At 71.4% G+C, this 20,452-nt stretch carries 16 protein-coding genes and 2 pseudogenes; 10 read left to right on the top strand and 8 right to left on the bottom strand.

The annotated features are described in order from the left end of the window. Positions 1-6 precede the first annotated feature (6 nt). Together ACF088_RS27590 and vph are read left to right on the top strand one after the other, a co-directional pair. Positions 7-1,206, top strand: a complete 1,200-nt coding sequence (locus tag ACF088_RS27590; protein ID WP_392378540.1) for a MarP family serine protease — start codon at positions 7-9, stop codon at positions 1,204-1,206. Between the two features lie 203 nt (positions 1,207-1,409). Further along, positions 1,410-2,276: a viomycin phosphotransferase gene (gene vph / locus ACF088_RS27585; protein ID WP_392378539.1), complete on the top strand. Its 867-nt coding sequence runs from the start codon at positions 1,410-1,412 to the stop codon at positions 2,274-2,276. 272 nt (positions 2,277-2,548) lie between these two features. Here the strand turns inward: vph and ACF088_RS27580 are convergent, their stop codons facing one another. The 7 genes from ACF088_RS27580 to ACF088_RS27550 all read right to left on the bottom strand — a co-directional run bounded on the left by ACF088_RS27580 (position 2,549) and on the right by ACF088_RS27550 (position 12,231). Continuing rightward, positions 2,549-2,746 (bottom strand): hypothetical protein, encoded by a 198-nt coding sequence (locus ACF088_RS27580; protein WP_392378538.1) that lies wholly within the window; start codon positions 2,744-2,746, stop codon positions 2,549-2,551. Positions 2,747-3,030: 284 nt separating this feature from the next. Next, positions 3,031-3,969, bottom strand: coding sequence for an alpha/beta fold hydrolase (locus ACF088_RS27575; RefSeq protein ID WP_392378537.1), 939 nt, complete (start codon positions 3,967-3,969; stop codon positions 3,031-3,033). After that, on the bottom strand, positions 3,966-4,424 hold the full coding sequence (locus ACF088_RS27570) for a phage holin family protein (protein ID WP_392378536.1): 459 nt from the start codon (positions 4,422-4,424) through the stop codon (positions 3,966-3,968). Before ACF088_RS27570 ends, ACF088_RS27575 begins: the two co-directional genes overlap by 4 nt. Before the next feature lie 44 nt (positions 4,425-4,468). Next, positions 4,469-5,821 (bottom strand): Na+/H+ antiporter NhaA, encoded by a 1,353-nt coding sequence (gene nhaA / locus ACF088_RS27565; protein ID WP_392378572.1) that lies wholly within the window; start codon positions 5,819-5,821, stop codon positions 4,469-4,471. 578 nt (positions 5,822-6,399) lie between these two features. Beyond that, positions 6,400-8,367 carry an acetate--CoA ligase gene (gene acs / locus ACF088_RS27560; RefSeq protein ID WP_392378535.1) on the bottom strand — a complete coding sequence of 656 codons (1,968 nt, stop codon included), beginning with the start codon at positions 8,365-8,367 and terminating at the stop codon, positions 6,400-6,402. Positions 8,368-8,515: 148 nt separating this feature from the next. Then, positions 8,516-10,864 (bottom strand): SulP family inorganic anion transporter, encoded by a 2,349-nt coding sequence (locus tag ACF088_RS27555; protein WP_392378534.1) that lies wholly within the window; start codon positions 10,862-10,864, stop codon positions 8,516-8,518. 380 nt (positions 10,865-11,244) lie between these two features. After that, a complete protein-coding gene (locus ACF088_RS27550; protein WP_392378533.1) occupies positions 11,245-12,231 on the bottom strand; it encodes an ATP-binding protein in 987 nt (328 codons plus the stop codon). Positions 12,232-12,332: 101 nt separating this feature from the next. On the opposite strand from ACF088_RS27550, the gene ACF088_RS27545 reads away from it, so the two are divergent. Beyond that, complete coding sequence (locus tag ACF088_RS27545; protein WP_392378532.1) at positions 12,333-13,235, top strand: oxidoreductase; 903 nt, start codon at positions 12,333-12,335, stop codon at positions 13,233-13,235. 366 nt (positions 13,236-13,601) lie between these two features. On the opposite strand, the gene ACF088_RS27540 is transcribed toward ACF088_RS27545, so the two are convergent. Next, entirely contained in the window at positions 13,602-14,510 is a 909-nt protein-coding gene (locus tag ACF088_RS27540; protein WP_392378531.1) for an HAD family hydrolase, read from the bottom strand. Positions 14,511-14,968: 458 nt separating this feature from the next. Here ACF088_RS27540 and ssd point away from each other — a divergent pair. The 7 genes and pseudogenes from ssd to ACF088_RS27505 form a co-directional block, all read left to right on the top strand. Beyond that, positions 14,969-16,075 (top strand): annotated as a pseudogene (gene ssd / locus ACF088_RS27535) (septum site-determining protein Ssd); the annotation flags it as partial. Positions 16,076-16,269: 194 nt separating this feature from the next. Then, positions 16,270-17,436 carry a TadA family conjugal transfer-associated ATPase gene (locus ACF088_RS27530; RefSeq protein ID WP_392378530.1) on the top strand — a complete coding sequence of 389 codons (1,167 nt, stop codon included), beginning with the start codon at positions 16,270-16,272 and terminating at the stop codon, positions 17,434-17,436. Further along, positions 17,433-18,353 carry a type II secretion system F family protein gene (locus tag ACF088_RS27525; protein WP_392378529.1) on the top strand — a complete coding sequence of 307 codons (921 nt, stop codon included), beginning with the start codon at positions 17,433-17,435 and terminating at the stop codon, positions 18,351-18,353. Before ACF088_RS27530 ends, ACF088_RS27525 begins: the two co-directional genes overlap by 4 nt. Before the next feature lie 13 nt (positions 18,354-18,366). Further along, a complete protein-coding gene (locus ACF088_RS27520; RefSeq protein WP_392378528.1) occupies positions 18,367-19,215 on the top strand; it encodes a type II secretion system F family protein in 849 nt (282 codons plus the stop codon). Between the two features lie 429 nt (positions 19,216-19,644). Continuing rightward, positions 19,645-19,782 (top strand): DUF4244 domain-containing protein, encoded by a 138-nt coding sequence (locus ACF088_RS27515; protein WP_392378527.1) that lies wholly within the window; start codon positions 19,645-19,647, stop codon positions 19,780-19,782. After that, positions 19,769-20,167: a TadE family type IV pilus minor pilin gene (locus ACF088_RS27510; protein WP_392378526.1), complete on the top strand. Its 399-nt coding sequence runs from the start codon at positions 19,769-19,771 to the stop codon at positions 20,165-20,167. The genes ACF088_RS27515 and ACF088_RS27510 overlap by 14 nt, the downstream gene beginning before the upstream one ends. A 22-nt stretch (positions 20,168-20,189) precedes the next feature. Beyond that, positions 20,190-20,414: pseudogene (locus ACF088_RS27505) on the top strand (Rv3654c family TadE-like protein); the annotation flags it as partial. Positions 20,415-20,452 lie beyond the last annotated feature (38 nt).

Below are 20,452 nucleotides of genomic sequence, written 5' to 3'. Positions count from 1 at the left end.
TCCGGCGTGAACGTCCTGGACATCTTGCTCCTGGTCGCGGCCGTGTGGTTCGCGATCATCGGCTACCGGCAAGGCTTTGTCGTCGGCATCCTGTCCGTGATCGGCTTCCTCGGAGGCGGTCTGATCGCGGTCTATCTGCTGCCCGTGATCTGGAACGAGATCACCGGAGATGCGACACCCGGCAGCTTCGCGGCCATCGCGGCGGTTGCCATCGTGATCGTGTGCGCATCCGTGGGCCAGGCGCTCACCACCCATTGGGGCAACAAGCTGCGCCGCCACATCACCTGGTCACCGGCGAGAGCCCTGGACGCGACCGGCGGCGCGCTGGTCAACGTCCTGGCGATGCTGCTGGTCGCCTGGCTGATCGGCTCGGCGCTGGCCGGTACGTCCCTGCCGACGCTCGGCAAGGAGGTCCGTAACTCCAAGGTGCTGCTCGGTGTGTCCCGGGTGATGCCCCAGCAGGCCGGCACCTGGTTCGCGGACTTCTCCTCGGTCCTCGCGCAGAACGGCTTCCCGCAGGTCTTCACGCCGTTCTCCAACGAGCCGATCCACGACGTGCCGGCGCCCGACCCCCGGCTGGCCTCCAGCCCGGTGGCGGCGCAGGCCAGGCGCAGCATCGTCAAGGTCGTCGGCACCGCCCCCGGCTGCGGCAAGGTCCTCGAAGGCAGCGGCTTCGTCTTCGGCCGGCACCGTGTGATGACCAACGCCCATGTGGTCGGCGGCGTGCGCGAGCCGACCGTCCAGGTGGGCGGCGAGGGCCGTACCTACGACGCCAAGGTCGTGATCTACGACTGGCGGCGCGATATCGCGGTCCTGGAAGTGCCCTCCCTGGAGGCGCCGGCGCTGCAGTTCGCCGACGGGGACGCCGGCAGCGGCAACAGCGCCATCGTCGCCGGCTTCCCGGAGAACGGCGGCTATGACGTCCGCTCCGCCCGCATCCGCGGTCGCATCCAGGCCAACGGCCCGGACATCTACCACCGCGGCACGGTCGGCCGCGATGTCTACTCCCTCTTTGCCACGGTCCGGCAGGGCAACTCCGGCGGCCCGCTGCTCACCCCGCAGGGCAAGGTCTACGGCGTCGTCTTCGCGAAGTCGCTGGACGACTCGCACACCGGCTATGCGCTGACCGCCGACGAGGTCCGCCAGGACGTCCTCAACGGGCGGACGGCCCGGCAGCAGGCCGACAGCCAGGGCTGCGCCATCTAGAGCTGTGACCAAATAGGTTCGCCGGGTTGGTCGATGGAGCGGTTGGATGGGCAGTGAGGTCCGTTCCGATCGCTGGAGGTGTGGTGGCCGAGCCAGTGCGGGTGCGCAGACTGCGCTGGGGCGAACGCCCGCTCGCTGGCGCGGCCTGACAGCACTTCGTGCACACCGCCTCCGACCCGGCGAAGGATCCGAAGGTCACACTCGTGAGTATCCATACGACGCATCGCGCTCTGCTGAGCCGTCTGCTGCCCGACGACAAACTGGGCGACCTTGCAGTACGGCAGGGGCAATTCCACACAGTGGTCATTGGCTCAGACCGCGTCGTGTGCCTGCCTCGCACCCGGGCAGCGGCTGCCCGGTTGCCTGAGCGCGTGGCCGCACTACACGCACTCGCCGGCCTCGACCTCGGCTTCCGCACACCTGAGCCACTACGCCAGGGCGGCGCCCCCGGCACCGACGAGGCGCCGTTCCTGGTACTCAGCCGCATTCCCGGGGAACCGCTGGAGACCGACGCACTCAACGATTCCCAAGTGGCCGACACCGCGGCGGCGCTGTATGCCACGCTGCTGTCCGGTCTGGCCCGTGCCGGCACCGACGAGACGGTACGAGCAGTACTCCCTCAGGCAGCAGAAGGCCGGTGGCGGCGGTTCGCGGAGAACGTGCGCGTGGAGCTGTTCCAGCTCATGTCCGACAACGGGCGCCTCCGGGCCGAGCGGGAACTCGCAGCCCTCGACACCCTTCCCCACGTCACCCGAGCAGTGGTGCATGGCGACCTCGGTGCCGAAAATGTCCTGTGGGAGTGGAGGCACGGCCTGCCGCATCTCTCCGGAGTGCTCGATTGGGACGATGTCGCACTCAGCGACCCGGCCGAGGACCTCGCAGCCATCGGTGCCGGCAACGGCCGTGAGCTCCTGGACCGGGTGCTCGCCCTGGGCAGCTGGTCGAACCATCACGGACTCCTTACCCGGATCGCCGCGATCCACGGCACATTCGCCCTGCAGCAAGCCCTCTACGCAATCCGCGACGGCGACGAAGAAGAACTCGCAGACGGTCTGGCCGACTACCGCTGAGGCACACCAGCACACCAGCACACCAGCACATCCGCTGCATCGAGCACTTCATATCAAGAGCAACCCGGCGAACCCATTCGGTCACAGCACTGGACGCAGCTGGACGCATCTGGACGGTGTCCCGCAAGCCCCTCACGGGCGTGTCCGGCGGTCGGCCACGGCCGGACACCCGCCCATGGGGCGCGTCAGCACGGGGGGAAGTGCTTCCCCGCGCCCTGCCGACGGCGCGGCCGCGGATTCAGGTACGCCGTGGTTTCAGGTACGCCGTGGTTTCAGGTACGGGGATGGCGTAGTCGCGCGCTCATCCAGCGCGCTCTGCGGCGCAGGATGCGCGGGATGCCCATGGGGTGCGCCGGGTCGGGGGATTGACCGGACCCGAGGTCCGGGGCTCCCCTGTCCTGAGTACCCACTACAGCGGCACTGCTGCGGCGGTTGCGTGCCACGTCACGGTAGTCGTGCGTCCAGCCCATACCCTCGACTCTGCCCGTGGCCCAAGGTCCGTAACCGCCTCGGGGGCCGCCAATTGGCCTATGCGCCAGGCAAGTGGCTGTTCGTCAGACGAGCGTTCGAGGATCGGGCAGGCGAACCCCGCCGGGCGGTTCCAGCCGCCCGCTCAGCGGGGTGCGGACCCATGACGGAACCGTGCGCACGGCAGGTGGGTACGGCAGGTGGCACGGCCCCCTCAACGGTCGGGCCCGGGGCCCCTGTTGCCGCGGGCCCGCGGGACCGCGGGCCCGTCGGCGCGCGCGGCAGCTCAGCGATCCGGTTCCGGGTCCTTGAGCCAGTTGATCAGCTCCGTGGAGAACGCCACCGGGTCCTCCTCGTGCGGGAAGTGGCCCAGGCCGTCGAACAGCCGCCAGCGGTACGGCGCCTCGACGTACTCGCCGGAGCCGGCCGCGCTGCGGGTGCGCATCACGGGGTCGAGCGAGCCGTGCAGATGCAGCGTGGGGACCCGTACGGGCATCTTCATCCGGCGGTTGAACTGGATTCCGTCGGGGCGCGCCATCGACCGCACCATCCAGCGGTACGGCTCGATCGAGCAGTGCGCCGTCGAAGGGATGCTCATCGCCCGCTGGTAGACCGCGATCGCCTCGTCCTCCGGCTGCCGGGGCCCGGACCAGTCGCGGATCATCCGGCCCACCAGCGCCGCGCCGTCCGCCGTCAGCCGGCGCTCGGGCAGCCAGGGCCGCTGGAAGTTCCAGATGTGCGAACTCTGGGCACTCTGCCGGACGTCGGCGAGCATCGCCGAGCGCCAGCGCCGCGGGTGCGGCATCGAGGACACGGCCAGCCGGCGCACCAGTTTGGGCCGCATCACCGCGGCCGTCCAGGCGAGGTAGCCGCCCAGGTCGTGGCCGACGAGCGCGGCGTCCGGCTCGCCCAGGGACCGTATGACGCCCGTGACGTCCAGCGCGAGATTCGCCGGGTCGTAGCCGCGGGGGGTGCGGTCGCTGCCGCCGACGCCCCGCAGGTCCATCGCCACCGCGCGGAAGCCCGCGTCGGCCAGCGCCGGGAGCTGCTGCCGCCAGGTCCACCAGAACTGCGGAAAGCCGTGCAGCAGCAGCACCAGCGGGCCGTCGCCCATCTCCGCGATGTGGAAGCGGGCGCCGTTGGCCGCGACGTCGCGGTGCGACACCTCTTTCCCGCCGGGGATGCCGAGCCGTACGACCGAGGCGGTGCTGTCAGGGGCTGTCATACCGATGAGCGTGTCACAGACTCCAGCACCGGGTGTTCCACCGGGGCCAGGCGCGGGTGCGGCTTGGCCTTCTGGAGCACGGCCGCGGTCTCCTTGGCCGAGCTGATGGACTTCTCCGGCTTCTTGATCTTCTTGATCTTGGCCATCGCGATGAGGGCCAGCAGCCCGGCGAGGACCAGGAAGGCGCCGCCGACAATCAGGAAGGACCAGGCGAGCCCGAGTCCGAGGTTGTGGATGCCGTAGGCCGCAGCGAAGCTCAGCACCGGCAGCGCGAACAGCGCCAGCGCGCCCGCGACCATGAACGCGGCACTGCCGATGCCCGCCCGCTTGGCGTCCTGGCGGAACTCCGCCTTGGCCAGCGCGATCTCGTCGTGCACCAGCGCGGACATCTCTGCGGTGGCCGTGGCCACCAGGTGTCCGAGGCTGCGGTCCGTGCCGTCGTCGGCTGCGCTCATCGCCGTCTCCTTCTTTTCTTCACCCGGATGCAAAGCCTCTCAGATCATGCCGGACCATCGTCTCCGGCATGCCTGCTGGAGGCCACTTCGGCAAGCCGCCGGTGTTCCGCGGCCTTGGCTTCGTGAATTGCCGCCATCCGCAGGTGGTATTCCGGCTTGTCGAGTTCGTAGATGTCGGGGATGCCGTCCTGGTCCTCGTCCCGCTCCTCTTCCTCGCACAGTTTCTTGTACTTGGTGTTACGGAGCTTGAGGAGGATGCCGGCGAAGAGGGCCGCCAGCAGTGAGCCGATCAGCACCGATGCCTTGATCTCGTCGGTCAGTACCGGGTTCGCGGAGAAGGCGAGTTCGCCGATGAGCAGCGAGACGGTGAAGCCGATGCCGGCCAGCGACGCGAGGGCGAAGACATCCGGCCACTTGAGGTCGGGGTTGAGTTCGGCCTTGGTGAAGCGGGCGGCGAGCCAGGTGCCGCCGAATATGCCGAGCGTCTTGCCCACCACCAGGCCGAGCACGACGCCCAGCGTCTCCGGCCGGGTGAAGACGTCGTGGACCGCGCCGCCGGACAGGGAGACGCCCGCGGAGAAGAGGGCGAACAGCGGCACGGCGAGGCCGGCCGAGAGCGGGCGGACCAGGTGCTCGATGTGCTCGCCCGGGGACTGTTTCTCGCCGTCGCGCCGGGTGCAGCGCAGCATCAGCCCCATGGCGACGCCGGCGATGGTGGCGTGCACCCCGCTGTTCTCCATCAAGGCCCAGATGACCAGGGCGAGCGGGACGTAGACGTACCAGCCCCGGACGCCCTTGCGCAGCAGCAGGTAGAAGAGCACCAGGCCGGCGACGGCCAGGCCGAGCGCCAGGAAATCGATCGTCGACGTGAAGAAGACCGCGATGATCAGGATCGCGAAGAGGTCGTCGACGACGGCGAGGGTGAGCAGGAAGGCGCGCAGCGCGGCGGGCAGGGAGGTGCCGATGACGGCGAGTACGGCGAGCGCGAAGGCGATATCGGTGGCGGTGGGGACCGCCCAGCCCTGCAGTGAGCCGCCGCCGATGCTGTTGACGGCGAAGTAGACCACCGCCGGCACCGCCATGCCGCAGAGTGCGGCGATCACGGGCAGCGCGGCGGCCTTCGGCTCGCGCAGCTCGCCGGCCACCAGTTCGCGCTTGAGCTCGATGCCGGCGACGAAGAAGAAGACCGCGAGCAGCCCGTTGGCGGCCCAGTGCTGAAGGGACAGGTCCAGGCCCAGTGTGGCCGGTCCCAGATGGAAGCCGCGGACCGCTTCGTAGCTCCCGCCAAGGGTGTTTGCCCAGATCAGGGCCGCTACGGCGGCGGCGAGCAGAAGGATGCCACCAACGGTTTCGGCGCGCAGCGCGTCCGCGACGAAATTCCGCTCGGGCAGGGGCATCCGCCCCAGGAAGGGGGAGCGGCGGTATGTGGGGGTGCTCACGCGGTGACCTCCGGGCCTCTCGGTAGCTGCGTACGGCTGTTGCAGTTGCCGACCAGACTTCCCGGCGCACCCTGAGTTTCTTAGCGTGTCATTGACGCGGCTCCCACTTTACCGGGGAGGGGCAAGCGGCTATCCGGTGGCCTCACTTTACGGGCAATTCGCACCTCGGGCCGCTGGAGGGGCGGGTCGCCGCCGGGACCCTGGGGGGCTGGCTGGTTGTCGCCGGGGGGCCGGAGCGGGCCGGGTTGCTCCCTCGGCTGGGCCGGGCCGACCGGAGACGCCGGGCTGCCGGAGGAGCCGGAGCGCCGGGGGAGCCGGAGGGGTCGGAGGAGCCGGAGGAGCCGGAGCGCCGGGGGAGCCGGAGGGGCCGGAGGGGTCGGAGGAGCCGTGGGAGCCGGAGCGCCGGGGGAGCCGGAGGGGCCGGAGGGGCCGGAGGGGCCGGAGGGGTCGGAGCGCAGGAGAGGCCGGAGCGCAGGAGATGACGACGGGGCACACGGCCGTGCGTCGGCCGGGTGCCCCGTCTGTCATCCGTCCGTTCAGTCCTCGGAGGCCGCGCTCGGCAGCTTCGCCTGGATCAGGTCCATGACCGAGGAATCGGTGAGGGTCGTGACATCCCCGAGGTCACGGTTCTCGGCCACATCGCGCAGCAGCCTCCGCATGATCTTGCCGGAGCGGGTCTTGGGCAGCTCCGCGACCGGCAGGATCCGCCTGGGCTTGGCGATCGGGCCGAGCTGCTGGGCGACATGGGCGCGCAGCTCCTCGACCAGGCCCTCGTCCTCGGCGGTGGCGCCGCCGCGCAGGATGACAAAGGCGCAGATGGCCTGGGTGGTCTGCGGGTCGGCGGCGCCGACGACCGCGGCCTCGGCCACCTTGGGGTGCGAGACCAGCGCCGACTCGACCTCGGTCGTGGAGATGTTGTGGCCGGACACCAGCATCACGTCGTCCACCCGGCCGAGCAGCCAGATGTCGCCGTCGTCGTCCTTCTTGGCGCCGTCGCCGGCGAAGTACTTGCCCTCGAAGCGCGACCAGTACGTGTCGAGGTAGCGCTGGTCGTCGCCCCAGATCGTGCGGAGCATGGACGGCCAGGGCTCGGTCAGCACGAGGTAGCCGCCCGCGCCGTCGGGGACCTCGCGGGCCTCGTCGTCCACCACGGTCGCGGCGATACCGGGCAGTGCCACCTGGGCCGAGCCGGGCTTGGTGGCCGTGACGCCCGGCAGCGGGCTGAGCATCATCGCGCCGGTCTCGGTCTGCCACCAGGTGTCGACGATCGGCGTCGCATCGGCCCCGATGTGCTTGCGGTACCACATCCATGCCTCGGGGTTGATCGGTTCGCCCACCGACCCGAGGACACGCAGCGACGACAGATCGAACTTCGCCGGGATGTCGTCGCCCCACTTCATGCAGGCGCGGATCGCGGTCGGCGCGGTGTAGAGGATCGTCACGCCGTACTTCTGCACGATCTCCCACCAGCGGCCCTGGTGCGGGGTGTCCGGCGTGCCTTCGTAGAGCACCTGGGTCGCGCCGTTGGAGAGCGGGCCGTAGGTGATGTAGGAGTGGCCGGTCACCCAGCCGACGTCGGCGGTGCACCAGAAGACGTCGGTCTCCGGCTTGAGGTCGAAGACCGCGTGGTGGGTGTACGAGACCTGGGTGAGGTAGCCGCCGGTGGTGTGCAGGATGCCCTTGGGCTTACCCGTCGTGCCGGAGGTGTAGAGGATGAACAGCGGGTGCTCGGCGTCGAAGGCCTCGGGGGTGTGCTGGTCGCTCTGCCGCTCGACGATCTCGTGCCACCACACGTCCCGGCCCTCGTGCCAGGCGACGTCCTCCTGGCCGGTGCGGCGGACGACCAGGACGCTGCGGACGTTCTCCGTGCCGGGCCTGGTCAGGGCCTCGTCCACGGCCGGCTTGAGGGCGGACGGCTTGCCGCGGCGGTAGCCGCCGTCGGCGGTGATCACCACCCGGGCGTCGGCGTCGTTGATGCGGGTGGCCAGCGCGTCCGCGGAGAAGCCGCCGAAGACGACGGAGTGCGGGGCGCCCAGGCGCGCGCAGGCCAGCATCGCGATGACCGCTTCCGGGATCATCGGCAGGTAGATGGCCACCCGGTCGCCGCTGCGCACACCCAGCTCGCTCAGTGCGTTGGCCGCCTTGGAGACCTCGCGCTGCAACTCGGCGTAGGTGATCGCGCGGGTGTCACCCGGCTCGCCCTCGAAGTGGAGGGCGACCCGGTCGCCCAGGCCGTTCTCCACATGACGGTCCACGCAGTTGTAGGCGACGTTGAGCTTGCCGTCGGCGAACCACTTCGCGAAGGGTGCGTTGGACCAGTCGAGGGTCTGGGTGGGAGCGGTCTCCCAGGACAGGCGTTCGGCCTGCTCGGCCCAGAAGCCCAGCCGGTCCGCCGCAGCCTGTTCGTACGCGGCGGCCGTGACGTTGGCGTTCGCGGCCAGATCGGCGGGCGGCGCGAACCGCCGCTCCTCCTTGAGCAGGTTGGCCAGGCTTTCGTTGCTCACGACTTCTCCCATTCCCAGGGCATTCGATGTGTCCCCAGGTCATAGCTCATCAGCCCACGCCTGGCCCTGACAAGGCCTGTGGAAAAATATTGGTGTAGACCTGTTGGTTCGGTGCTGTGCCAAGGGTGTTGTGGGGCCGCCGCGCAGGTCAGGCCGTCATCGGTGCCGGTTCGCCGCGGACCGGGCAGAACCGCCCGGTCGCCTCGTCGAGCAGGTAGGTCTGGGCCTCGCCGACATGGAAATACATGCCGTGCAAGGTGAGCGTGCCCTCGGCCACCCGGCGGGCCACACAGGCGTGCTCCCTGAGGTGGTCGAGCTGCTGCATGACGTTGACGAGCGCCAGTCGCTCGTGGTCGTCGCTCACCGGCCGTCCGCTCAGCGAGACTTCGCCCCGACCCAGCCGTCCGATGCGCTTCATACGGGCCAGGCTCGGCCGGCCGTGCCGCAGCCAGCGGGTGAGCGAGGTCGGCTCGGCCTCCTCCGGTGCGGCGGCGCCCAGCAGCGCCCCCATGGCACCGCACCCCGAATGGCCGCACACCGTGATCGAGCCGACCCGCAGCACCTCCACGGCGTATTCGATCGCCGCCCCCACGGAGTCGCAGGAAGCATCCGAGCCGGGCGGCGGCATCAGGTTGCCCACGTTGCGCACGGTGAACAGATCACCTGGTCCGCTCGATGTGATCATGCTGGTGACCAGCCGGGAGTCCGCACAGGTCAGAAACAGCTGACGGGGCCGCTGGCCCTCGCGCGCCAGCCGGGCCAGCTCCTCGCGCACGAGCGGAGCCGTATGGCGCTGGAACGCGCTGATGCCGCCCAGCAGTTGGCTGCCGCTGCTCTCGGGGGCCGCTGCCGGGTCCGCGGCGGGCCGGGTGCAGTGATGGTTGCGCCACGGTGTCCACGGACGGCAGGCGTGCGCACTGGCCGGCTCGGCGAGCGGCCGGCCCGAGCGGCCGCCGAGGGTCACCCAGCCGCCGTGCGCCCGATGGGCGCTGGACCAGGACTGCAGCGCCTCGTAGGCGGCATGATCCATGAACGAGCCGGCCAGCTCGATGGTGACATCGGTGTGCGCAGGCACCTGCGCCAGTGTCCGGGTCAGCCGTGGCACCGCCAGAAACGTCAACTGCCCGCTGACGCGTACCCGGCAGCCGTCGGCCTCCGCCGTCACGGTGATACGGGTGTGCGTCAGCCGGCGCAGTGCCAGGAAGAGCGCGACCGCGATGCCCGTTGCTACGCCCTGGAGTACGCCGAGGAGCACGACGCCGCCCAGGGTGGCGGCGTACACCGGGAATTCGCGGTGCCGCTGTACGTGCCGGATGTGCGCAAAGCTCACCATCCGCACGCCGACGACCATCACCAGCGCGGCGAGCGCGGCCAACGGGATCAGCTCCAGTGCCCCGGCCAGCAGGCCCGCGCACACCAGCACCCATACGCCGTGCAGCACGGTGGCGCGACGGGTGGCCGCACCGGCCCGCACATTGGCCGAGCCGCGCATCGCGCCTCCGGAGACCGGCAGCCCGCCCAGCAGCCCGGAGACGGCATTGGCCACGCCCTGGCCGGCCAGCTCGCGGTTGAGCCGCGCGCGCCCGGTGGGAGGACACGGCCGCTCGGCCGCCAGCCGGTCCACGGCCACCGCCGACAGCAGCGACTCCATACTGGCGACGAGGGTGACGGTCAGCACTGCGGCGGCGAGGGCCGGAAGGGATGCGTCCGGCAGCGCGGGCGCCTCGGGCAGCCGCCAGGACGGCAGTTCCACGCGCGATACCGCCGTCCCCGTGCTGACGGCCGTCGCGGCGAGCACGGCGGCCAGTGGGGCCGGGAGTGCTCGCGCCCACCGTCCGGCGCGGCCCGGCAGTCGTCCCCAGCCGATGAGGACGGCGACCGTGACGGCGCCGATCAGCAGCGCGGTGGGGTGCGGATGCGCCAACTGGCCCGGCAGCGCGGTCGCGTTGTCGAGCGCCGAGCCGTCGGGGCTGCCGCCGAGCACCACATGGAGCTGCCCGAGGGCGATGGTGACCCCGATGCCGGCCAGCATGCCGTGCACGATCGCCGGGCTGACGGCCAGCGTCGCACGCGCCACGCGCAGTGCGCCCAGGACGAGTTGGGTGAGGCCGGCCAGGACCGTGATGGCGCAGGTGGCGCGCCAGCCGTAGCGCTGGACCAGGTCGGCGGTGACCACCAGGAGGCCGGTTGCCGCGCCGCTCACCTGGAGCGGGGCGCCGCCCAGCAGACCGGCGACGATGCCGCCGACGACCGCGGCGACCAGTCCGGCCTGGAGCGGGGCGCCGGTGGCCAGGGCGATGCCCAGCGACAGCGGGACGGCGAGCAGGAAGACGACGACCGAGGCGGAGAGGTCCCCTCGGAAAGCGGCCCGGCCGGGCTTCTGCGCGCGAGGGCCGGGCCCGCGGGACGTAGGGAGCTCGGGAGGGGGCTCGGGAGGGATCTCGGTGGGGTGCGAGGTGCGCGGCGGCTGCGGCGGTGACTTCTCGATCTGCGGCATTCCCGTCTCCTCCGGGGCGACGCGGTCGCGCGGGGCGCGATCGTGGGGCGGCGGTGTACTGCGGCGGGACGTGAGCCGACCGGCGGTCGTCATGGTGGGGCGACGGTCCGGCGACTCTCAAGCATCGGTAAATGAACCGTAATGACAGGTAAAGGAAAGGAGAAGCTTTTACCGGCATATGCCATCATCCTTCCCCTATCGGATGAATCTGATGGTTCTTGGCTTGCCCTTTCCCTCCCTCTTCGCGTTCTTCGCGTTCTTCGCGCACGAAGCTGGTGCGCGGTTATTTCGATGAATCACTCGGCCCGTGCGAACCGGCACCCGCCGTGCCGGCGGGCGAGCGGCCTGGCCGGCCGCGCCCGCCGGCGCCCGCCTGCAGGTCAGGCGGGCTGGGGGGCAGTCCTTCCCTCGAAGAGCACGAAGGACGGGTCGACCTGGGCCGCGAGGTCGACGCCGGTCTTCGCATTGCCCCAGCTCTCCGCGTTCTTCAGATGGAAGTGGACCATCTGGCGCGTATAGCGCTCCCAGTCGCGGCGCCCGTAGGCGGCGTCGGCCGTGTGGTGCAGGGTCTGCAAGGCGTGGCGGTTGCCCTCCTCCAGGCGGCTGAAGGGGGCCGGGCGGCCCTTCTCCATGGCACGCACCCAATCGGAGTGGCCAACGGTCACCAGCAGGTCGTCGCCCACCTCGTCGCGCAGGAACGCCAGGTCCTCGGGGCCCTGCACCTTGTTGCCGACGACCTTCAGGGGGACGCCGAAGTCCCGCGCGTACTCCTTGTACTGGCGGTAGACGGCGATGCCCTTACGGGTCGGCTCGGCGACCAGGAAGGTCATGTCGAAGCGGGTGAACATCCCGGACGCGAAGGAGTCGGAGCCGGCCGTCATGTCGACGACGACATACTCCTCGCGGCCGTCCACGAGGTGGTTCAGGCACAGTTCCACCGCGCCGACCTTGGAGTGGTAGCAGGCCACGCCCAGGTCGGACTCGGTGAACGGCCCGGTCGCCATCAGCCGCACGGCGCAGTCATCGAGCGTTACCGCCGTGGCGCAGGCCTGGTAAACGGGGTTGTCCTCGCCGACCCGCAGCAGCCGTGAACCCTCGCCGGGCGGGGTGGTCTTGATCATTGATTCGGCGGACGGGATCCGTGGGTTGCTGCCGCGCAAGTAGTCCTTGATCAGCGGGAGATGGGCGCCCATCGCGGGAAGCGCCGCGCCCTCCGTCTCGTCGAGGCCGAGGGCGGCGCCCAGATGTTGGTTGATGTCGGCATCCACGGCGATCACGGGGAGCCGGGCCGCGGCGAGATGCCGGATGAACAGGGAGGACAGGGTGGTTTTGCCGCTGCCACCCTTGCCTACGAAAGCGATCTTCATGTTCACCAAGGGTAAGTGGAGTATCGCTCTGAGTGAGAGCTCTGCGTGAGGAAGACCACTCCTTCGAGGGGTCGGGCCCCGTGGTGCGTAGGGTCGTACCCATGGCTGGAAACACCCGGGGGACGTCCCCCGCACCCCCGAAAGCGAGCGACGACCCGCTCGCGACCCTGGCCTCGCTCCCGGGGGTCGCCGACTCCGTGGACTCCGTACGCAAGGGCGTCGACCGGGTATACGGGCACCGGATCATGCGCCGCCGCAGCAATGAGGTGACATCCGAGGCGGCGCTGCGCGGAGCGCGCGGTTCCGCGGCCCTTTCCGGGGCCGACTGGGCGCTCGAAGAGGTGCGGCGCCGCACCGACTTCGGTGTCGAGGGCGAACCGCGGACGGTCGGCGCGGCCCTGCGGCTGACGGCCGAGGCCGGACAGCTGCTCAGTGTGTGGCGGCAGTCGCCGCTGCGGGTGCTGGCGCGGCTCCACCTGGTGGCGGCATCAGGAGGCGGACGGGGCTCCGACGGGGCGGACGGAGGGCGAGAGCCTTTCGAGGCGGCGGACGAGACGGTGGGGCGGCCCCGGCTGGCCGCCGAGCCGGTGGACGAACCGCTCATCGAGCTGCCGCTGCCGGATGCCGACGAGGTCGCCGGGCGGCTGGACGGGCTGTCGCGGCTGCTGCTCGCCGGCACCGAGGCCCCGGCCCTGGTGACCGCGGCGGTGGTGCACGGCGAGCTGCTCGCCCTGCGGCCGTTCGCCACGTGTAACGGGCTGGTCGCGCGGGCCGCGGAGCGGATCGTGCTGATCGGCAGCGGGCTGGACCCGAAGTCGATCTGTCCTGCCGAGGTCGGGCACGCCGAACTGGGCCGCGCGGCCTATGTCGCGGCTCTGGACGGCTATGTGTCCGGCACTCCGGAAGGCGTCGCGGCATGGATCGCGCACTGCGGACGCGCGGTGGAACTGGGCGTACGGGAGAGCACCGCAGTCTGTGAGGCGCTGCAGCGCGGCGCGGCATAAGAGGAGCCGGGGCGAAAGCTCCGTGCGGTGCTCAAGAATTCCGGAAGCATTGCTTCATTCACCCCTGAACAGGGTTGCGGCGGTACCAATGGGTGGTACCGCCGCTGGCATGTCCGCCGGGTTACCATGCGTGCTCACATATATGCCCATCAGGTCGGAATCTTCGTCCGGTTACCTGGTGCGGCTGGCCCGTAATCGACGGGTCGGCGTCGCGTGGGTGCTCGGCATTCATGCATCGGTCCGTGGGCCACTTCCTGCGTTAAAGGTGTTCCTCTCGGATGTCCTTGGTCTCGCGGGCCGTTAAGTCCTTTGTACTACTCGGGCAGGACAAGCGGAACCCCCACCTGCAGATCTTTACGTTTGACGTCAAACGCGGGCATTGCGGGCGGTGCGACCGGTCCGGCCGATAAGGCCGAGCCGTTTCTTTGTGGATTTCCGCCGGCTCGTGTACCAGACCAGCGTCGCGGTGGCCATGGCCGCAGCCACCGCCGCCATGGCGGCGAGCACCGGCCGGGAGGGCATCGACAGCGCCGGGAGCCGCTGCTTGAGCGGGACCGGACGATTGAAGGAGAGAACCGGCCAACCGCGCGCGATCGCCTCACGGCGCAGCGCCCGGTCCGGATTGACCGCGTACGGATGACCGACCGCCGAGAGCATCGGCACATCGGTCGCCGAATCGCTGTACGCATAGCAGCGCTCTAGGTCGTAGCCCTCGGATGCGGCGAGTTCCCGGACGGCCTCCTCCTTGGTCGGGCCGTACGCGTAATACTCCACCTCACCGGTGAAGCGGCCGTCCTCACCGACGACCATACGGGTGGCCACCACCCGGTCCGCGCCCAGGAGTTCACCGATCGGTTCGACGACTTCGGCGCCCGAGGTGGAGACGATCACGACGTCCCGTCCGGCGGCGTGATGCTCCTCGATGAGCGAGGCCGCCTCGTCGTAAATGATGGGGTCGATCAGATCGTGCAGCGTCTCGGCGACGATCTCCCGCACCTGGGCGACGTCCCAGCCGCGGCACAGTGAGGAGAGGTATTCCCGCATACGCTCCATCTGATCGTGGTCGGCGCCGCCTGCCAGGAACACGAACTGGGCGTACGCAGTGCGCAGTACGGCCCGCCGATTGATCAGGCCGCCTTGGTAGAACGACTTGCTGAAGGTCAGCGTGCTCGACTTTGCAATGACGGTCTTGTCCAAGTCGAAGAACGCGGCAGTACGGGGAGTCGAGTGAGGCACGGAGTGGTTTTCCACGGGGCGAGCATAGGCGCCCACCATTCGGCGTAAGGTGTGGCGCGTGGGTTTGCCTGAGAAGGCTCTCGGGTACACCATGGAAGTCACGGATCGTTCGCGACCGTGCTAACCCGGTCCGGCTCCTCCCCCCCCCGAGTCGGCCGTGGGGACGACCCCCGCTCTCCCCCCCGGCGGGGGTCGTCGCATGTCCGGATGCGTTTTCCGCCGCCGGACGCCGATCCGCTCCAGCCCTTGCCTGCGGGCCCCCGGCACCCTCGATGCCACCTCCCCATTACGCACCGTAGTCGTCGTGCTGCTCTGAGGGAGAGTCCCGTGAGTCCCGGAAGTAGCCGTTCGTCGCTGGAATAGGTGACGGGGATATTCACAGCCCCGGAGTTGTCCACAATTTCGGCTCAAGATCCACAAGATTTTCCCGATCGCTGCATCGTAAAAAGCCGCGAGTTCGCGGATGTGCGAGTTGCGTAGCGACAGGGGGACGGAACGTGGCTGAAACCACGCCATCGAAGGGATCGGTCCGGGCCGGCGAAGAGGGGGGCGGACCGCTGATCATCACCGAGGACGAACGACTCCTCGACGATCTTCTGCGGCTGTGCGCCGCGGCCGGTGCGCTGCCCGAAGTGGCGCATGGCCTGCCGGCCCGCAGAGCGGACTGGGCAGCGCCGCCCCTGGTGATCGTCGGCGGTGACTGCGCGCCCCGGTTGCTCGGCTGCGCACGGCGCGCGGGGGTCATCCTCACGGGCGGGGACGCGGACGACCCGGATCTCTGGCGCCAGGCCGTCGCCCTCGGGGCCGAGCGCGTCCTGGCTCTCCCCGACGGCGAGCGCTGGCTGGCCGACCGGATCGCCGACGCTGTCGAAGGCGTCGGGCCCCCGGCCCTGACGGTCGGAGTCATCGGCGGCTGCGGGGGCGCCGGAGCCAGCACCTTGGCCGGCGCGCTGGCCGTCACCGCGGCCCGCACGGGGCGGCGCACCCTGCTCGTCGACGGAGATCCACTGGGCGGCGGGCTGGACGTCCTGCTGGGCGGGGAGAAGGAAAAGGGCCTGCGCTGGCCCGCCTTCGCCGAATCGCGCGGCCGGGTGGCCTGCGGCGCGCTGGCGGAGTCGCTGCCGCGGCTGCACGCCTTGCGGGTCCTCAGCTGGGACCGGGGGGCCGATGTCACCATCCCGCCCGCGGCCATGCGCGCGGTCATGGCCGCGGCCCGGCGGCGTGGCGGCGTCGTGGTGGTGGACCTGCCCCGCAGGGTCGACGAGGCAGCGGCGGAAGCCCTCGCGCAAGTGGACATGGGTCTGCTGCTCGTCCCTACGGAACTGCGCGCGGTAGCGGCGGCCCAACGGGTGGTGTCGGGGGTGCAGAAGGTTCTCGGCGATCTGCGGGTGGTGGCGCGCGGGACTCCCGGACGCCATGGGCACGGACTGCCGCCGGACGAGATCGCCCGCCTCATGGAGCTGCCACTCGCCGGTGAAGTTCCCTGGGAGGCAGGTCTGTGGGCGGACCTGTCGCGTGGCGTGCCACCGGGGGCACAGGTGCGCGGACCGCTGGCGAGGTTCTGCGCGGGGTTCTGGGGGCGCGTGGCGGAGAGCGGTAGCGAGGGCGGCGGGCGGGAAGTCGCCGAGCGGCCGGGAGCCGGGCCGGAACAGCGTCCGGCAGCAGAGGCGGGCGGCGGGCCCGGACCGGAGACCGGTGGCGGTCCGGGACCGGGGGCGGCATGGACGCCCGGTGCGGTGTCGTGGCCGGTGGCTCACCCCATGGGTTCCCGTGCAGCCGGCCGGGACGGCGGATGGTCATGAGCCAGAGCCAGGTCTTGCTGGAGGCGGTGCGTAGACGCCTCGCCGAAGCCGGTGCGGAGCCCACGCCCGCCCGGGTGGCGGTGGCCCTTCGCGAGCAGGGGCGGCTCCTGGGCGATGCCGAAGTGCTGGGTGTGGTGGCCGCGTTGCGGTCCGAGATGGTCGGCAGTGGGCCGCTGGAACCTCTGCTGGCCGCACCCGATGTCACGGACGTCCTGGTCACCGCACCGGACGAGGTGTGGGTGGACCGCGGCGGCGGGCTGGAACGTACCGGCGTCCGCTTCCGGGACGCGGCAGAGGTGCGCAGGCTCGCCCAGCGGCTGGCGGCGGTGGCCGGGCGGCGGCTGGACGATGCCCGGCCATGGGTGGACGCCCGGCTGCCGGACGGCACCCGGCTGCATGCGGTGCTGCCCCCGGTGGCGGTCGCCGGGACCTGCCTGTCGTTACGGGTGCTGCGGCCGCGGGCCTTCTCCCTCACGGAGCTGGTGTCGGCGGGCACCGTCCCGCCGGGCGGCGACCGGCTGCTCGCGGCGGTGCTGGCGGCGCGGCTGTCTTTTCTGATCAGCGGCGGTACGGGCTCCGGAAAGACCACCTTGCTCAGCACTCTGCTCGGACTGGTCGGCCCGGCCGAGCGGATCGTCCTGGCCGAGGATTCGGCCGAGCTGCGGCCGGACCACCCCCATGTGGTGCGGCTGGAGACCCGGCCGGCCAACCAGGAAGGCGTCGGCCGGGTGACGCTGCGCGACCTCGTGCGACAGGCGCTGCGGATGCGTCCGGACCGGCTGGTGGTCGGAGAGGTGCGCGGCGCCGAGGTCACGGACCTGCTGGCGGCGCTCAATACGGGCCATGAGGGGGGCTGTGGCACGGTCCATGCCAATGCGGCATGCGATGTACCCGCGCGCCTGGAGGCCCTCGGTTCGACGGCGGGCCTGGATCGCGCCGCGCTGCACAGCCAACTGGCGGCCGCGCTCTCGGTCGTCCTGCATCTGGTGCGCGACCGGACCGGCCGCCGCCGGATCGCCGAGCTCCATGTCCTGGAGCGGGACCGTGACGGGTTCGTGGTGACCGTGCCGGCGGCCGTCTGGAGCCCGGACGGCTTTCAGGAGGCGCGGGGCTGGGGGCGGTTGATGCGGCTGTGCGAGCGAAGCGAGGGCGGAGCCCGATGAGCGCGGTCGGTATGACGCTGGTGGCCGCGGTGCTCTGCGCGGTGGGGGCGGGCCGGCTGGCCAGCGGTAGCCGGGACGTCGTGCAGCGGCGGGCCCAGGCGCTGTTCGGGGGCGTCGGAGAGGCGGCCCCGGACGTGGGGCGGCGGGCCTGGCTGCGGGGCCAGGGGGTGCGGAAGTGGTACGCGGGGCGGGTGGTCGAGGGCGAAGCGGGGCGGCGCTGGAGCTTCGGACGCTGGGGGAACTGCGGGCGGGAGATCTGGTGTCTGCCGACGGGGTTGGTGCCGGCGGTGCTGGGAGGGTCCGTGCTCCCGGTACTCGCCTCTGTGGTGGCTTTCTTCCTGGTCCGACGGTGGCTGGCCGCCCGCGGAGCGGTGCATGCACGCGAGGGGCGCGCTGCCGCGGTGATCGGGCTGTGCGCCACGGTGGCGGGTGAGCTGCGGGCCGGACGGCAGCCCGCCCAAGCTCTGCTCGCCGCGGGGGCCCCGGGACTCGGCGTGGCCGGCTCGGCGGTGATGGCAGCCGCGCGATACGGCGGGGACGTGCCCCGGGCGCTGCGGGCGGCGGGCCGGCTGCCGGGGGCCGGGGGACTGACCGGGATGGCCGCGTGCTGGCAGGTGGCGGTGGAGGGCGGTGCAGGACTGGCCTCGGGTCTGGAGCGGATCGCGGCAGGACTCAGAGCCCAGAGGGACCAACGCGACGAACTGCGGGCGCAGTTGGCGGGCCCGCGGGCCACCGCGCTGATGCTCGCCCTGCTGCCGGCAGGTGGACTCCTGATGGGCAGCGCACTCGGCGCCGACCCGCTGCGGGTGCTGCTGCACACCCCGGCCGGGTGGGGCTGCCTGGCGGTCGGTGGCCTCTTGGAGTGGTGCGGGGTGGCTTGGACAGCCCGGATCGTCGCTGCCGCGGAAGACGCGTAGGGAGGGGATCGGAGTGAGCGCGGAAGTTATCCACAGGGTGGGGATGGTGGTTGCCGCCATGGCGGCGGTGCTGTGCGCGGTGGCTCTGGTGGGGGAGGCGCGCCGTGGGCGTGCCGTACGGAGGCGGGTGTCGGGGATGTGGGCCGCCGGGTCCGGCCGGTACGGCGGGTCCGGCGCCCCGCACGGGCGGTTCGCCCGGCTCCGGCTCCGGCGCCGCAGTCGAACATCGAGCACGGAGGACGGCACCCCACGGAACGGCCTGCTGAAGGAGTGGGCCGGGCCTCTCGGAGCGGCCGCATTCATGGTCATTCTCATCGGCGGCGTCACAGGTGTCCTGACGGGACTCGCCGTGGGATATGGGGCGCATCGCCGGCTGGTGCACCAACGGGGCGCGGAGGCGGCCCGGTCGGCGGACGCGGTGGTACGAGCGCAGCTGGCACCGGCGGGCGACCTGCTGGCGGCCTGCCTCGCGGCGGGGGCCGGGCCGCGGGAGTCGGCCGAGGCGGTGGGCCGGTCGCTCGACGGGCCGGTCGCCGAGCGGCTGCGCCAGGTGGCGGCGGAACTGCGCCTGGGCGGTGAACCCGCCGTCGTATGGGCACGGCTGGCCGCCCTCCCCGGTGCTGAAGGTCTGGCGCGCTGTATGGAGCGCGCCGGGATATCCGGGGTGCCGGCCGTCGAATCGGCATCCCGGGTGGCCGCCGAACTCCGGGCGGAGCAGGCCCGAGCGGCGACCGCAGGGGCCCGGCGGGCGGGGGTGCTGGTCACGCTGCCGCTGTCGGCGTGCTTCCTGCCCGCGTTTCTGGCGCTCGGAGTCGCGCCGGTGCTGATCGGCCTGGCCGGCGGCCTGCTGGGACATAACTGAGCAGTAGAAGACGCGAGTTGGGGCGGCAGTGGGATGAGCGGGACGAGGTCGGCGGAAGGAAGGCGGCGGCCGGGACCGGATCACCGGCGGAGGAGAGTCCGGCTCGTCCACGGCGCCTTCGCCACCACTACAGCCACCGGTGGACGCATGCCGCTGCCGACGGTGTCCATGGCGGCCGGGCTCGGCTCACCGGCCAGGTCGGAAGCCGTACAGCGAAATCCATACATCAGAGGCCATACATCAGCGGCCATGCATCAGCGGCCGTGCATCAAGAGCCACTCAACAGAGGCCATTCATCAGGTGCTGTGAAAGGGGGACGGAATGTTTCGAGGCGGAGCGTTTCGAGGCGAAGTGTTTCGAGATGGAGTGTTTCGACGGTTCAAGCGGTGGAGGGCGGAGCTGCGTGCGCTCGGGGCCGACGACCGGGGGATGACCACGGCGGAGTACGCGGTGGGGACGCTCGCGGCGTGCGCCTTGGCGGCGGTGCTCTACAAGGTCGTGACGAGCGGGCCGGTGAAGGCGCTGCTCCAGGCGGTGCTGGAGCGGGCGATCAATGTCCAGTTCTGACAGCCGGTCCCCGGGGCCCCGGGCCCGGGGCGCCCCGGGCGGCGTCCGTGACGGCGGATTTGTGACGGCGGAGACCGCCGTGGTCATGCCCGTGCTGGTGGCGGTGGTGGCCGCGCTCATCTGGGGGCTGATGGCGGTCTGCGCCCGTATCGAGTGTGTGGATGCCGCGCGTGCCGGGGCGCGGGCCGCTGCGCGGTCGGAACCGCGGGCGGCGGTGATCTCGGCGGCGCGGGGCGCGGCGCCGAGGGGCGCACGGATCGCGCTGGCACGGGAGGGCGACCTGGTGCGCGTACGGGTCGAGGCCGAGCTGCCCGGCGTGGGGCAACTGACGGTGCAGGTCCGAGGGGAGGCGGTGGCTCTTGCGGAGGAGACGGTGCGGCGATGAGGGCTCGGCGACGGTCTGGACGGTGTTCGCGGCGGCGGCGCTGTGCGCGGTCTTCGTGGCCCTGATCGGCGTGGGCCAAGCGGTCACGGCGCGGCACCGAGCGGGCGGCGCCGCGGACCTGGCGGCGTTGGCCGCCGCGGATCACGCCCGGCGGGGCCCGGCCGACGCCTGTGCGGCGGCCCGCCGGGTGGCGGCCGCGCAGCACACCCGCCTGGTGCGCTGTGCGCTGGCCGGGCCGGTCGCCGATGTCTTTGCCGAGGCGGGCCGCAGCCCGTTCACCTCCCG

It is taken from the genome of Streptomyces sp. NPDC015125, from assembly GCF_043080045.1.
GTDB lineage: Bacteria > Actinomycetota > Actinomycetes > Streptomycetales > Streptomycetaceae > Streptomyces.
This window is presented reverse-complemented; position numbering and strand designations above follow the sequence as displayed.